General features: G+C 67.7%; 13 protein-coding genes. 6 read left to right on the plus strand and 7 right to left on the minus strand.

Annotation, left to right across the window (positions count from 1 at the left end; genetic code table 11):
- Nucleotides 1-72 precede the first annotated feature (72 nt).
- The 4 genes from ACT6QK_RS04590 to ACT6QK_RS04605 all read left to right on the plus strand — a co-directional run bounded on the left by ACT6QK_RS04590 (nucleotide 73) and on the right by ACT6QK_RS04605 (nucleotide 4,495).
- The gene (locus ACT6QK_RS04590) at nucleotides 73-1,416 is read left to right on the plus strand and encodes a spinster family MFS transporter (RefSeq protein ID WP_444596629.1); all 1,344 of its coding nucleotides are present in this window, start codon (nucleotides 73-75) and stop codon (nucleotides 1,414-1,416) included.
- Nucleotides 1,413-3,056 carry an AMP-binding protein gene (locus tag ACT6QK_RS04595; protein WP_444596630.1) on the plus strand — a complete coding sequence of 548 codons (1,644 nt, stop codon included), beginning with the start codon at nucleotides 1,413-1,415 and terminating at the stop codon, nucleotides 3,054-3,056. The genes ACT6QK_RS04590 and ACT6QK_RS04595 overlap by 4 nt, the downstream gene beginning before the upstream one ends.
- 31 nt (nucleotides 3,057-3,087) lie before the next feature.
- Complete coding sequence (locus ACT6QK_RS04600) at nucleotides 3,088-4,026, plus strand: winged helix-turn-helix transcriptional regulator (RefSeq protein WP_444596631.1); 939 nt, start codon at nucleotides 3,088-3,090, stop codon at nucleotides 4,024-4,026.
- 73 nt (nucleotides 4,027-4,099) lie between these two features.
- Nucleotides 4,100-4,495 (plus strand): nuclear transport factor 2 family protein, encoded by a 396-nt coding sequence (locus ACT6QK_RS04605; RefSeq protein WP_444596632.1) that lies wholly within the window; start codon nucleotides 4,100-4,102, stop codon nucleotides 4,493-4,495.
- Nucleotides 4,496-4,537: 42 nt separating this feature from the next.
- Here the strand turns inward: ACT6QK_RS04605 and ACT6QK_RS04610 are convergent, their stop codons facing one another.
- The 5 genes from ACT6QK_RS04610 to ACT6QK_RS04630 form a co-directional block, all read right to left on the minus strand.
- The gene (locus tag ACT6QK_RS04610) at nucleotides 4,538-6,073 is read right to left on the minus strand and encodes an AMP-binding protein (RefSeq protein ID WP_444596633.1); all 1,536 of its coding nucleotides are present in this window, start codon (nucleotides 6,071-6,073) and stop codon (nucleotides 4,538-4,540) included.
- A gap of 5 nt (nucleotides 6,074-6,078) precedes the next feature.
- Nucleotides 6,079-6,888: a DUF1295 domain-containing protein gene (locus ACT6QK_RS04615; protein WP_444596634.1), complete on the minus strand. Its 810-nt coding sequence runs from the start codon at nucleotides 6,886-6,888 to the stop codon at nucleotides 6,079-6,081.
- 39 nt (nucleotides 6,889-6,927) lie between these two features.
- A complete protein-coding gene (locus tag ACT6QK_RS04620; RefSeq protein WP_444596635.1) occupies nucleotides 6,928-7,686 on the minus strand; it encodes an SDR family oxidoreductase in 759 nt (252 codons plus the stop codon).
- Between the two features lie 10 nt (nucleotides 7,687-7,696).
- Nucleotides 7,697-8,242, minus strand: coding sequence for a nuclear transport factor 2 family protein (locus ACT6QK_RS04625; RefSeq protein ID WP_444596636.1), 546 nt, complete (start codon nucleotides 8,240-8,242; stop codon nucleotides 7,697-7,699).
- A 77-nt stretch (nucleotides 8,243-8,319) separates the two neighbouring features.
- Nucleotides 8,320-9,342: an NAD(P)H-dependent amine dehydrogenase family protein gene (locus ACT6QK_RS04630; protein ID WP_444596637.1), complete on the minus strand. Its 1,023-nt coding sequence runs from the start codon at nucleotides 9,340-9,342 to the stop codon at nucleotides 8,320-8,322.
- Between the two features lie 148 nt (nucleotides 9,343-9,490).
- On the opposite strand from ACT6QK_RS04630, the gene ACT6QK_RS04635 reads away from it, so the two are divergent.
- Complete coding sequence (locus ACT6QK_RS04635; protein WP_444596638.1) at nucleotides 9,491-10,462, plus strand: SDR family NAD(P)-dependent oxidoreductase; 972 nt, start codon at nucleotides 9,491-9,493, stop codon at nucleotides 10,460-10,462.
- A 52-nt stretch (nucleotides 10,463-10,514) separates the two neighbouring features.
- The gene (locus ACT6QK_RS04640) at nucleotides 10,515-11,054 is read left to right on the plus strand and encodes a hypothetical protein (protein ID WP_444596639.1); all 540 of its coding nucleotides are present in this window, start codon (nucleotides 10,515-10,517) and stop codon (nucleotides 11,052-11,054) included.
- Between the two features lie 128 nt (nucleotides 11,055-11,182).
- On the opposite strand, the gene tgt is transcribed toward ACT6QK_RS04640, so the two are convergent.
- Nucleotides 11,183-12,292 (minus strand): tRNA guanosine(34) transglycosylase Tgt, encoded by a 1,110-nt coding sequence (gene tgt / locus ACT6QK_RS04645; RefSeq protein WP_444596640.1) that lies wholly within the window; start codon nucleotides 12,290-12,292, stop codon nucleotides 11,183-11,185.
- Between the two features lie 44 nt (nucleotides 12,293-12,336).
- Nucleotides 12,337-13,329: an alpha/beta hydrolase gene (locus ACT6QK_RS04650; RefSeq protein ID WP_444596641.1), complete on the minus strand. Its 993-nt coding sequence runs from the start codon at nucleotides 13,327-13,329 to the stop codon at nucleotides 12,337-12,339.
- Between the last annotated feature and the right edge of the window lie 22 nt (nucleotides 13,330-13,351).

Below are 13,351 nucleotides of genomic sequence, written 5' to 3' on the forward strand. Positions count from 1 at the left end.
GCTGCCCCTGATCGCCGTGAATCCTGATGTTTCAGTGACTTTCATCCTGAGATTTAAGATGATGAGGCCGCGATGAGCATGCATCCCGACACCTCCCCTGCGCCGCGCATCTGGCCCTCGTCCGGATGGGCCTGGTTCGCGGTCGCCGCCCTGATGATCGCCTATACGTCCAGCTTCATCGACCGCCAGATTCTCAGCCTGCTGGTCCAGCCGATCCGCGCGGATCTCGGCATCACCGACACCCAGTTCAGCCTTTTGGCGGGCCTGGCCTTCTCCCTGTTCTACACCCTGATGGGCGTGCCCCTCGCGAAGCTGGCGGATCGGGGCAGCCGGCGGATGATCATCTTCTTCGGCATCGTGGTCTGGAGCGTCATGACCGTGGCCTGCGGACTGGCCAACAGCTTCTGGGCCCTGTTCGCGGCCCGCATCGGCGTCGGCATCGGCGAGGCGGCCCTGTCGCCCGCCGCCTATTCGATGATCTCCGACTATTTCCCGCCGGCACGCCGCGCCCGCGCCCTGGCCGTCTATTCGATGGGGCCCTACATCGGCGCGGGGCTGGCCCTGATGATCGGCGGCGGCGTGATCGACCTGATCGCGCGTTCGGGCAGTCTCGACCTGCCGTTGATGGGGCATCTGGAGCCCTGGCAGCAGACCTTCGCCCTCGTCGGCGCGCCCGGACTGCTGATCGCCCTGCTGTTTCTGATCGTGCGCGAACCGCCGCGGCATGGCGTGGCCAAGGCGGCGGCCGAGGCGGGGGTCCTGAAATACATGTGGAGCCGCAAGGCCACCTTCTACACCATGATCCTGGCCTTCTCGATCTTCGGCATGGCGGGCATCTCCTATCTCGCCTGGATCCCGGCGACCTTCATCCGCCAGTACGGCTGGGAGCCGTCGCAGGTGGGCGTCGCCTACGGCGCCATCCTGCTGTTCGGGGCCACGCCGGGCGTGCTGGTCGGCGGCTGGCTGACCGACACGCTGGCCGCGCGCGGCCGCAAGGACGCGCCTCTCTACGCGGCTGTCATCGCCCTGATCCTGGCCCTGCCCTTCGCCGTCGCCACGCCCTTCATGCCGAACGCGACCCTGGCCCTCTGTGGACTGGCCGTGTTCAGCTTCTTCGCCGGCGTGATGAACAGCCTGCCGGCCACGGCGCTGCAGGCCGTGTCGCCCAACCAGCTAAGGGCCCAGGTCACCGCCATCTATTTCCTGATCGGCAATCTGATCTCCCTGGGCCTCGGCCCCACCGTCGTGGCGGCGCTCAGCGACCGGGTGCTGGGCGGCTCCCAGCATATCGGTCAGGCCCTCGGCATCGTCAGCGGCGTGACCCTCGCCGTGGCCATCGGCCTGCTGATCCGCACTCTCCCCGCCTATCGCGCCAGCGTCGACGAAGCCGCCGCCTGGCAGGGAGGCCCGAAATGACCGCCTCATCCGACAAGCAGAAGGTGCCGTGGTTCGACCCGGCGCCGCCGACCGCCGACCAATGCGTCAACTCCCGGCTGATCGACCGCTTCGCCGCCGAGACGCCGGACAAGGTCTTCATCCGCTTCGAGACCGGCGAGACCTGGACCTGGGCCGAGACCCGCTTGCGCGCGATGGAGACCGCCGCCGCCCTCCAGGCGCGCGGGGTGAAGAAGGGCGACATCGTCGCCGCCTGGGCGCCCAACGGCCCGGCCCTGCTGCGCGCCTGGTTCGGTGCCAACTATGCCGGAGCGGCGCTCGCCCCCCTGAACACCAGCTTCCGCGGCAAGCTGCTGGAACACGCCATCCGTACCTCGACGGCGTCGCTGTTCATCGTCCATCCCGAACTGGTCGAGCGGCTGGAGGGCCTGTCGCTGGGCGGGGTCGAGCGCGTCATCCTGACCGGCGCCCCGGGCCAGGGCGCCGCCCTGCCCTCCGTGTCTTGGGAAGGGCCCGAGGCCCTCGTCGCCGACGCCTCGACCTATCAACGGGTCGACAGCGATCCGTGGGACTGCCCGGTCATCATCTTCACCTCCGGCACCACCGGGCCGTCCAAGGCCGTCATCACCTCCTACGTCCAGGAATGGACCACCGCCGCCGTCACCTACGGCTATATGCGGACCGAGGACCGGATGCTGGTCAACCTGCCGATGTTCCACGTCGGCGGCATCGCGGCCATCACGGCGGCGGTCCAGTGCGGCGGTTCGGTCGCACTGTTCGACGCCTTCGACACCCGCAGGTTCTGGGATCTGGTGCGCGAGACGGAATCGACCGTGTGCAGCGGCCTGATCGGCGCCCTGACCACCTTCCTGACCAAGGAGCCTGTCCGGCCGAACGACGCCGACAATCCCCTGCGCATGGTGACCCTGGCCCCGATCACCGAGGAGACAGCTCCACTCGCCCGCCGCTTCGGCTTCGACTACCTGTCCGGCTTCAACATGACGGAGGCCTCGGGCCCTCTGATCTGCGCGGTCAACGATACGGTCCTGCGCAGCTGCGGCCGGGTGCGCGAAGGCATGGAGGCTCGCGTCGTCGACGACCACGACAACGAGGTGCCCCATGGCGAGATCGGCGAACTGATCCTGCGGTCGGACCATCCCTGGGTGCTGACCCCCGGCTATCTGGGCAATCCCGAGGCGACGGCCGAGGCCTGGCGCAACGGCTGGTTTCACACCGGCGACCTGATGCGGCGCGACGAAGCCGGCAGCTTCTACTTCGTCGATCGCAAGAAGGACGCCATCCGACGGCGCGGCGAGAACATGTCGTCGCTGGAGATCGAGCTGGAGGTCCTGGCCCATCCCGACGTGCGAGAGGCCGCGGCCTATGGCGTCGACATGCACGGCGGCGAACAGGAGGTGATGGTCTGCGTCGCCCCCGTTACCGGCGCCGAGATCGACGCCCGGGCCCTGGTCGAATGGCTGATCCCGCGCATGACCCACTTCATGGTCCCGCGCTTCATCCGGGTCGAGGCCGAGCTGCCCAAGACCCCCACCAACAAGATCCAGAAGGTCGAACTGCGCCAGGAAGGGGTGACCGCCGACACCTTCGACCGCGAAGCCGCGGGCCTGACCGTCAAACGGCATAAGCTTTCCCCGGCTTGAACCCGGTTCGTTTAGGCCGGTAAGACAGGTCATGGCTTCTCGCGGCGCGCCGAAAACCCGACTGGTTCCAAAGAGCTCCCTGAACCGGGCGCTGAACGCGCTCGGCGACCGCTGGAGCCTGCTGGTGCTGCAGGAGGCCTTCCTCGGGGCCACGCGATTCGAGGAATTCCACGAACGTCTCGGCGGCGCGCGCAGCACCCTGTCCAGCCGCCTTCAGGCGCTGGAACGGCACAACATCCTCAAGAAGAAGCCCCACCGTGAGGACGGGGCGCGGATGGCCTATCACCTGACGCCTCGCGGGGCGGACATGTTCGACTCCATCCTGGCCATGTGGGCCTGGGGCGTGCGCTGGGGCGTGTCGGGTCGTCGGGCGCCGACGGTCTTTGTGCATACCGACTGCGGCAAGCCGATGCTGCCGGAAACGACCTGCGGACATTGCGGCGATCCGCTGACCCTCCACTCCTGCACCTTCACCCCCGGTCCCGGCCAGGGTTGGGAGCGGCTGCCGGTCCAGCGCATGCATCGCCGCCGCGCCACCGAGGACAGCCCGGCCATCGAGCTGGTCGATCTTTTGGGGGACCGCTGGACCGGGCTGGTCGTCTCGACCCAGTATTTCGGCGTCCACCGGTTCGACGAGATGCAGAGCATGCTGGGCATTGCCTCCAACATCCTGACGGACCGTCTGCGCACCCTGGAGCTGTCCGGCATTTTCGAGCGACGGCTCTATGAGATCACGCCGCCCCGATACGAATACCGCATGACCAAGAAGGGGATGGACCTCTATCCCCACGCCCTGCTGATCCTCGCCTGGGCCGATCGGTGGCTGCGCGACAAGGCCGGACCCGAGGTCGTCATCACCCACAAGTGCGGCAATCCGGTCGAGACCCAGATGTCCTGCAGCGCCTGCAAGGGCCGGCTCACGATGGCCAACGTCCTCATCAAGGCGGGCAAGGGTCACACCATCAGCTAGGCCGCAGGCGAAGCTTGCATAGGCAGACTTATCGACCTAGCGTTCGTCCAACGACAACGCCGGGAGAGACGCCATGAGCGAGAATATGAAGGCCGTTCAGGCCATGATGGACGCGTGGAAGAAGCGCGACGTCGAGGCCTTCATCGACAGTCTGAACGACGACATCGAATACTACTGGCATCCGACCAAGAAGCCGGCCGTCGGCAAGGAGAAGATGCGGAAGTTCCTCTCGAACTACGAAGCCGGGTTCGACCAGCAGGAATGGACCGTCAAACATTCCGCCGAGAACGGCGGCACCCTGTTCATGGAGGGGCTGGAGGTTCTGGTGGACCGCTCGACGGGCCAGCGCATCGAAAACCCCTTTGTTCAGGTGTTCGAGATCCGCAACGGCAAGATCAGCGGCATGCGCGACTACTACGACACCTCCCAGGTCCATGCGCCCGCCAAACCGGAGGCCAAATCGGCCTGATCGGACGAGAGACGGCGACGGGGTCCGCCCCGTCGCCTCATCTCACAGCCGCGCCGCCCTCAGGGCCCCGCGCCGCACCTTGCCCGCATCGTCGCGCAGCCGTTCGGTCGTGACCTCGATCGTGCGGGGCTGCTTGTAGCGGGCGATCCGCTCCGCCAGGAAGGCGCCGAGCGCCGCCTCGTCCAGCGAACCGTCCGCCGTCTCGATGATGGCGTGAACACGCTGACCCAGATCATCGTGCGGCAGGCCCACCACCACGCTGCACTGGACGCCGGGGAAGGCGTCGATGGCCGCCTCGACCTCGGCCGGATAGACGTTGGCGCCGCCCGAGACGATCATGTCCACCCGCCGGTCGGCCAGGAACAGATAGCCGTCCTCGTCCACATAGCCCATGTCGCCCAGGGTCTCGAACTCGCCCTGGGCCTTGGCCTCAGCGCCGAGATAGCGGTAGGTGGTGCCCTGCCCGCGCAGAGGCCGGAAGAAGATTTCCCCGACCTGACCCGGCGACACGGGCTCGCCCGCCTCGTCGAGGATGAGCATCTCGTAGCCGGGCAGGACCTTGCCCACAGAGCCGCGCTTGGTCAGCCATTCGACGCCGCGAATGCCGGTGCCGCCCAAGGCCTCGGTGCCGGTATAGACCTCCCAGATGGTCTCCGGGCCCAGCCACTCGATCCACTTCTCCTTGAGCCAAGGCGGGCAGGCCGCGGCGATATGCATGACGGCATCGACGGACCCGACGTCGTATTGCGCCTTCACCTCCTCCGGCAGGGCCCAGATGCGGTGCATCATGGTGGGGACCTGGAACAGCCAGCTGACCTGATGCCGGTCGATCAGTTTCAAGGTCTCTTCGGCGTCGAAACGCGGCATCAGGACGACATGAAGCCCCCAGCCCATGGCGAGGCAGGTCATGCCGAACGGCGCGGCGTGATAGAGCGGGCCGGGGTTCAGGATGGTGTCGCCGGGCTCCATGCCCAGCAGGGCCACGTCCGGATCCATGATGGCGGGGGCCATATCCACGATCACCTTCGGCCGACCCGTCGAGCCGCCGCTGGCGATGGCCTTCAAATGCTTCGAAGCGATCTCCGGAAGAGGCGTGTCGTCCGCCTCGGGATCATAGGTCTCGACCTCCGTGAGGCTGGGCCAGCGCCCGGCGCGGGCCGGATCCTCGATGACGAGGATGCGGGGCTGGAGCAGGTCCAGAATGCCGTCCAGCTCGGCCGCCGGCAGCTTGTGCGACAGGGGCGCCGGGGTGGCGCCCAGTTGCCAGACCGCATAGGCGAGCTCCAGAAACGCGGCCGAATTCGGCAGGGCGATGGCGACGAAGTCTCCCTCCACCACCCCCGCCTTCGCCAGCACTCGCGCTCGACGATTGACCCGCGACGCCAGTTCGCCGCGCGTCAGGGTCACCCCTTCGAAGGTCAGGGCGGGCTGGTCGGGATCACGCGCGGCGTGGATGTTCAGCAACTGCCCGACCGCCCGGGGGTTGGGCATGGCCACCCCCGGCGTCGACAAGATGCGGGGCTTTCGGGGCCGTATCTCGGGGGACGGGGTCCGGGGGTTCAGAGTCGCGGTCGTCATCCGCCTCAGCCCTTCTTGGGCGGCCAGGGGATCATCGGGCTGGTGCGGGCCATATAGTCCGCATAGCCGGGACGCGTGTGCTTCAGGCGCTTCTCATAGGAGACGCCGCCGCTGTACCGGACGAACATCAGCACCAGCAGCAGCGGGCCGACGATCGAGGCCACGCCCCACAGGCCGGTCTCGGCCGCGATCAGCCACAGGCCGAACCAGACGCACAGGTCGCCGAAATAGTTGGGGTGCTGGGTATAGCGCCACAGACCCTTGTCCATGACCTGGCCCTGATTGGCGGGGTTCTTCTTGAACCGCACCATCTGCCAGTCGGCCGTGCTTTCGAACAGGATGCCGAAAACCACCAGGGCCGCCCCGATCCAGCCGATGGTCCCGACGGCGACCGGCGTCGCGGACATCTGGCCCAGTTGCACCGGCAGGCTGACCACCCAGAGGATCGGCGCCTGAAGCTGGAACACCATGACCCAGGCGGCCTTGGGATAGCTCATGCCCTTCTCTTGAGCCCGGTCCAGCATCTTCACATAGCGACGGTCCGGCCCGTGGTCGCGCCAGCGCCACAGCATGTAGGAGCCCAGCCGCAGGCCCCAGAGGCAGACCAGCACCAGGATCAGTTGCATCCGCTGCGGCGAACCCTCGGCCTGGAAGAAGGTCGCCACCCCCATGGAGGCCAGGCCAAGAGCCCACCAGGCGTCGACGAAGGTCACGTCCTTGATCGCCACCCCCAGCGCCCACAACAGGACGAAGGAGGCGACGCAGAGGCCGAAGTTGATGGCCAGGATCTGCAGGATGTCGAGAATGGGCGGCATGGTTTGGTCTCCCCCTGAGTGTTCTGTTCGCTACGGCGTCTAGCGGCCGGTGGATGGGTTGGTGACGTGCAGCATCTTGGCCATGCCGCGTTCCATCCCCTTGGGATCGCGGGCCAGGGCGGCGCGGCTCTCGACCGCGAAGATGTCGGTGTCGATCTCGTCGGTGCCCCGGGTGATGCCCTTCATGGCCGCACGGGCGATGTCCTCGGGCTTCTCCTTGGCGCCCTTCACATGGGACGCCATCCGCGTGTCGACCGAGCCGACGATCAGAGAGGTCACCGTCGTGCCCTGCTCCGCCAGTTCGGCGCGGATACAGGTTCCAGCCGCGCGCATGGCGAACTTCGACGGGCTGTATCCGCCCATGTTGGGCACGGCGACGATGCCGCCGACCGACAGGACGTTCAGGATCGCCCCGCCGCCGTTGGCCTTCAGGGCAGGGGCGAAGGCGCGGGCCATCTGCAGCGGCCCGAAATAGTTGACCTCCATCTCGTCGCGCGCAGCCGAGATGTCATCAGAGCCGATCAGCAGCTTGTTATGGAAGGCGCCGGCGTTGTTGACCACCACAGACACGTCGGGACAGGCGGCCGCCGCCGCCGTGATCTGGTCCGGCTTGGACACATCCAGTCTGACGGCCACGGCCTTGCCCGGGAACTCGCTCTCAAGATGGGCCGCCGAGGCCGGATCGCGCGACCCGACATAGACCTTCGCCGCCCCCTCGGCGATCAGCACCCGCACGAAGGCCTCCCCGATGCCGCGATTGCCGCCGGTCACGATGGCGACGCACCCCTTGATGTCCATGTCTGTCTCCTCAGGCCGCGCTGACGCGGGCGGTGTAGATGATGTCGTCAGGCTTCTTCTGACCCCGGCGCAGGATGGAGGGATCGGTCGTGATCGCGCCGCGAGCCCAGGTCTCGTTGATCTCGCGTTCCTCGGTCCATTCCCAGCACATGGTCCGCCTGAGGATGCGCCATTCGTCGCCGCGCTTCTCCCACTGGTCCACGCAGCGGGCCAGGGTCCGGACGTCGAAGGTCTCGCCGTTCACCGTCGGCCGCGTCGCGGTCAGGATGTAGCATTCCGAGGTCGCCCGGGTCGGCCCGGCCATCTCGATCATCAGATTGTGCACGAGGTGGTTCATCAGGATCGGATGGGCCAGACGCGCCTTGACCGAGGCCACCCATTCCGAGGCCGGCCCGTCGAACGTCCCGCCATGGTCCTCCCAGCCGTCGGGCCAGTAGGCGCGCTCGACCAGATCGGGGTCCGCACGATCGCAGCCGCGCAAGAACCCCAGCAGCACTTCCTCGATCGCCTTCTTGTCGAGCAGGGCCTGCAGCTCGGGATCGCGAGCAGCGGTCATACATCCTCCCTTGGTCGTCTTTTTAGTCTTTAATCGAAAGTGACATGGCTTGCGTTAGCAGGCAAGTTTGATGTCGGTCACAGCCGCAGCAGGCCCGGCTCGGCCGCGACCACGCGCGGGATCGCCTCGCGCACCATGGCCGCCACAGCGAACTGCTCCGGCTTGGTGCGGACGCCGTCGGGCGCCGTGTCGACCAGATCCATCGAGATCGTCAGGCCGGGCAGGCCGTCCACCGTGATCTCCCAGTGCGGCTTGCCGGCGAAGACGGGCTCGGTCGGGTCCATGATCCAGTTGACTTCATGGGTGATGCGCCGAACCCCGTCCTTCACCCCATGCACCCGCCAGGTCGTCGCCGAGACCGTCCCGGCCGGGATCACCCCCGCCGCCACGGTCAGGTCGCTGCGGGCGGGATAGAGCTGATGGTCGGGCTCGAACCCGTCCAGTTCCAGGCCGATCCGTGCGGCCAGTCCGCCCGCCGCCTGGGCGAACATGGCGTTGAAGGTCTGAGCCAGTTCTCCGTCCGTCAGGTCGATCGACGACGGGTCCGCCCCGAACCCGAGGGCGCCGAAGACGTAGTCGGGATTGGGCACGGTGGTGCAGTCGATGATCTCGCGCGTGGCGATGTTGCGATGTTCCAGGCACAGGGCGACCGCATTGGCCGCCATCCGCTCGGCCACCCAGCCGGGATTGACCCCGGTCCCCGCCAGGGTCGCCCCGCCCTTGATCGCGCTGGCCTCCAGCCCCGCCGCAGGGTCGGCGCCCAGGGCGCGCGGCTCGAAGTAGTTGTTGATCGAGATGACGTTCTTGCCGCTCTCCAACAGCCGCTTCACATCGGCGTCGTGCCCGTCATAGGGGGCCGACAGCATCGGACAGTGCAGCACCACGTCAGCGTCCAGGGTGAGGATCTCCTCGATGTCGCGCGTGGCGATCACCCCCGTCTCCGGCCTCCGCGCGATCTCGCCGGCGTCTCTGCCCGCCTTGCGCTCGCCATAGACGAACAGCCCGACCAGGCGGAACCGGTCGTCGTCCAGTACCGCCCTCAGGCAGGCCTTGCCCATCGAGCCCGTGGCCCACTGTATTACCCGGATGGGATCGCCCATGCCCCTCCCCCGTCACTTGCTATTCCGGACCGTCCGCCTTTCAGTCCAGAAACGCAAGTGGCTTGCCAAGCGCGCGATTGAGATTAGTGTCTTTACGCAAGCGACCGGGAAGACCGTCGGTCATGCCCATTTCGAGGGGGAAATCACCATGGCCGAACCGCCCGCCCTGCAGGCCCTGATGAAGTCGATCAACTTCTACGGCCGCTTCACCCCCTCCTTCACCCGCATCGGCTATGTGGCCCGCGGCATTCCGTTCAATCCGGTGCGCGCCGACTATTCGGGCCAGACCTGGCTGGTCACCGGGGCGACCGGGGGCCTCGGCAAGGCGACGGTGCTGCGCGCCGTGACCAAGGGGGCGACCGTCCTCGCCGTCGGCCGCAACATAGCCGCGCTCGACGCCCTGAAGGCCCAGGCCGACAAGACGCGCGGCAAGGTCGTGCCCGTGGTCTGCGACCTGTCCTCGATGAAGGCCGTCGCCGCCCTGCCCGCCCGGCCGGAACTGGCCGACGTCCGCCTCGACGTCCTGGTCAACAACGTCGGCCTCTTGATGCGCGACTACGGCGTGACGGAAGAAGGCTACGAGGTCTCCTACGCCACCAACATCCTGGGCCACTACATCCTGACCGAGGCCCTTCGGGAGCGCGGCATGCTGAAGCCGCGCTCGGCCATCATCAACGTGGTGTCCGGCGGCCTCTACAACATGCCGCTGAACACCCGGGCCCTGAACGCCCCGGAGAAGTATTTCAACGGCTTCGCGGCCTATTCGACCCACAAGCGGGTCCAGATCACCCTCGGCGAACACTGGCGCGAGCTCTGGAAGGATCAGGGCATCAAGACCTACGCCGTCCATCCGGGCTGGGCCGACACCGACGGGGTCAAGACCTCCCTGCCCAAGTTCCGCAAGGTCCTGGCCTCCATCCTGCGCAACGCGCACGAGGGCTCCGACACCATCGACTGGCTGGCCGCGACCCGCCCGCCGGAGGTCACCGACAAGATCTGGTTCGACCGCAAGGCGCGCACGGCCCACGCCTATCCCCACACCCTGAACCCCAAGACCCAGCCCGCCGACGTCCTGTCCTATCTGTCAAAGGACCGGGACGCCGTCCTCGGCATCGGCTGAGCACGACCCCGGGCCCCTTCCCTTCTCTCCCCGAAGGCGCTTCAAGGGGCGGATGATCCGTCGTCCGCTCCTTGTCGCGTTTCCGCTTCTCGTCGTCCTGACCGGCTGTTCGGCCGCCGGCCAGATTCGCGCCGGCTTCGGCGACGCCGCGACCCAGCCCCTGGTCGATCTGAACGTGCGTCGCGACCAGATCCCGACCGTCCTGCTGCAGGCCCAGGCCAATCCCTACGACCGGCGCAATCTGAACCGCTGCTCGACCATCGGCGCCGAAGTCCGTCGTCTGGACGAGGCCCTCGGCCCGGACCGCGACGAGCCCGCCCGTCCCGACGGCTCCACGCTCAGCGAACGGATGCAGGACGAAATCGCCGAACAGGCCCTACGCGCCATCCGCGACGCGACCACCGACTTCATCCCCTACCGCAGCTGGGTCCGCGCCCTGACCGGCGCCCAGGCCCGCTCGAAACAGGTTCAGGACGCCGTCGAGGCCGGCCGCCTGCGCCGCGCCTTCCTGAAGGGCCTGGGCATGAAACAGGACTGCGCCCCGCCGGCCTCCCCCGCCTGGTATCGGCCGACGGGGCGGTCGCAGCGGTAACACACGATCCGTCACCCTCGGGCTTGACCCGAGGGTGGGAGTTTCCACGGCGTTGCGTCCGTCCTGACGCACAGACCCGGACATGCCGATCCTCGGGTCAAGCCCGAGGATGACGGTGGATGGCGCCCTCAGTTGCTCACGTGCCGCGCGTGGAAATCGCGCCGCCAGGCCTCGAACCGCCCTTCGCTGATCGCCGCCCGCATGGCCGCCGTCAGGGCCTGGAAGAAGGCGATGTTGTGCCAGCTCAGCAGCACCTTGCCGAGGATCTCGTCGGCCCGGATCAGGTGGTGCAGATAGGCCTTCGAATAGGTGGATGACGGGCCGGCGATCGTCGGATCGAGCGGGTCCTGATCCTCGGCGTGGGGGGCGTTCTTCAGGTTGATCGGCCCGTCCCAGGTCCAGGCCTGGCCGTGACGGCCCGCGCGGGTCGGCAGGACGCAGTCGAACATGTCCACGCCGCGCCAGACCGCCTCGACCAGATCGATCGGCTTGCCGACGCCCATCAGGTATCGCGGCCGGTCGGCGGGCAGCATCTCGGGCGCATAATCCAGCACCTCGCACATGGCCTGATGCCCCTCGCCCACGGCCAGACCGCCGATGGCGTAGCCGTCGAAGCCGATTTCCCGCAGCTGTTCCGACGACTGGCGGCGCAGATCCTCGAAGGTCGAGCCCTGCTGGATGCCGAACAGGGCCTGATGCTTCCGCTCGCCGAACGCCGCCTTCGACCGCGCGCCCCAGCGGATCGAGAGCTCCATCGCCTTGCTCGCCGCATCCTTCTCGGCCGGATAGGCGACGCACTGGTCCAACTGCATCGAGATGTCGGCGCCGATCCGGTCGGCCTGGATCTCGATGGACCGTTCCGGCGACAGGACGTGCTTGGACCCGTCGATATGGCTGGAGAAGGTCACCGCCTCCTCCTTCACCTTGGAAATGCCCGCCAGTGACATGACCTGGAACCCGCCGCTATCGGTCAGGATCGGCTTGTCCCAGCCCATGAACCTGTGCAGCCCGCCCAGCCGCTCCATCCGCTCCGGCCCGGGCCTCAGCATCAGGTGATAGGTGTTGCCCAGGATGATGTCGGCGCCGGTCTGCTTGACCTGATCCACCGTCATCGCCTTGACCGTCGCGGCCGTGCCCACCGGCATGAAGGCGGGCGTGCGGATGTCGCCGCGCGAGGTCTTCAGCACCCCGGTTCTGGCGCGGCCTTCAGTGGCCTTGATGTCGAACGGAAAGGGCAAGCGAACCTCTGTGCGGCGAGCCGCGCGATATAGAGGGTCAGCCCCTAGAGCGCAAAACCCGCCCGCCCCGCCCAGGCCCGCGCCAGTTCCGGCCAGACGGCCGCCGGGCGTCCCTGAATCAGGCGGATGCCGAAGCCGTGGCTCCCTTCCTGGAACAGGTGCGCTTCGGCCTTCACCCCGTCGGCCTTGAGACGCGCCAGCAATTGCAGACTGTTCTCGACCGGAACGGAGGCGTCATCCATCGCATGAACCAGCCAGACCGGCGCCGCTCCCTTCCAGTCCATCTCCTCCAGCGAATAGGCCGCCAGCTGGGCCTCGGTCGGCGTCTCGCCCAGCAACAGGCGGCGCGATCCGGCGTGGACCTGGGGATCGCGCATGGTCGCCACCGGATACATCAACAGGCTGAAATCGGGCCGGAACGACACCGCATCCGCAGCATCCACATTCGCATAGGTCGCATCGGTCCGCGCGCTCGCCAGACCGCCGAGATGCCCGCCCGCCGAGGCGCCCAGCAGGCCGATCTTCGCCGGATCGACGCCGAAGTCGGCGGCGCGGTGGCGGATGATTCGCATGGCCCGCTGGGCGTCCTGCAGGGGCGCGTCCGAATGGGCGGCCCAGCCGTCGTCGGGCAGGCGGTAGCGCAGGACGAAACAGGTGGTCCCCGTCGCCGCAAAGACCCGGGCCACGTCGTAGCCCTCCTTGTCCAGCACCGCCCAGCGATAGCCGCCGCCCGGGATCAGCAGCAGGGCCGTACCGTTCGGCCGCTCGGGCCGGAACACCGTCAGGATCGGATCGGTCGTGTACTGGGCGAAGCGGTCGTGGAAGGCGGGATCGGTCGAGCGCTCGGTGACCGTTCCGACCACCTTCACCCCCTCCCCGCCCGGCGCGCCGTTCGGCCACAGTCGGATGATCTCGGTCGGGTCGGCCGGTCCGGCCTTGCCGCCGTCGGCCAGGGTCTGGGCCGAGGTCGCCCCCGCCAGGGTCATCCCCGTCCCCACGGCGGCCAGACCCAGCAGGGTTCTGCGTTCGATGTCCATGTCGTCCTCCAGACAGCAGAAC

The organism is Brevundimonas sp., assembly GCF_052436175.1.
GTDB lineage: Bacteria > Pseudomonadota > Alphaproteobacteria > Caulobacterales > Caulobacteraceae > Brevundimonas.

Bases quoted from the DNA above. Each gene is read 5' to 3' on its own strand.
- ACT6QK_RS04590 (WP_444596629.1), top strand. From the start codon at position 73: ATGAGCATGCATCCCGACACCTCCCCTGCGCCGCGCATCTGGCCCTCG.
- ACT6QK_RS04595 (WP_444596630.1), top strand. From the start codon at position 1,413: ATGACCGCCTCATCCGACAAGCAGAAGGTGCCGTGGTTCGACCCGGCG.
- ACT6QK_RS04600 (WP_444596631.1), top strand. From the start codon at position 3,088: ATGGCTTCTCGCGGCGCGCCGAAAACCCGACTGGTTCCAAAGAGCTCC.
- ACT6QK_RS04605 (WP_444596632.1), top strand. From the start codon at position 4,100: ATGAGCGAGAATATGAAGGCCGTTCAGGCCATGATGGACGCGTGGAAG.
- ACT6QK_RS04610 (WP_444596633.1), bottom strand. From the start codon at position 6,073: ATGACGACCGCGACTCTGAACCCCCGGACCCCGTCCCCCGAGATACGG.
- ACT6QK_RS04615 (WP_444596634.1), bottom strand. From the start codon at position 6,888: ATGCCGCCCATTCTCGACATCCTGCAGATCCTGGCCATCAACTTCGGC.
- ACT6QK_RS04620 (WP_444596635.1), bottom strand. From the start codon at position 7,686: ATGGACATCAAGGGGTGCGTCGCCATCGTGACCGGCGGCAATCGCGGC.
- ACT6QK_RS04625 (WP_444596636.1), bottom strand. From the start codon at position 8,242: ATGACCGCTGCTCGCGATCCCGAGCTGCAGGCCCTGCTCGACAAGAAG.
- ACT6QK_RS04630 (WP_444596637.1), bottom strand. From the start codon at position 9,342: ATGGGCGATCCCATCCGGGTAATACAGTGGGCCACGGGCTCGATGGGC.
- ACT6QK_RS04635 (WP_444596638.1), top strand. From the start codon at position 9,491: ATGGCCGAACCGCCCGCCCTGCAGGCCCTGATGAAGTCGATCAACTTC.
- ACT6QK_RS04640 (WP_444596639.1), top strand. From the start codon at position 10,515: ATGATCCGTCGTCCGCTCCTTGTCGCGTTTCCGCTTCTCGTCGTCCTG.
- ACT6QK_RS04650 (WP_444596641.1), bottom strand. From the start codon at position 13,329: ATGGACATCGAACGCAGAACCCTGCTGGGTCTGGCCGCCGTGGGGACG.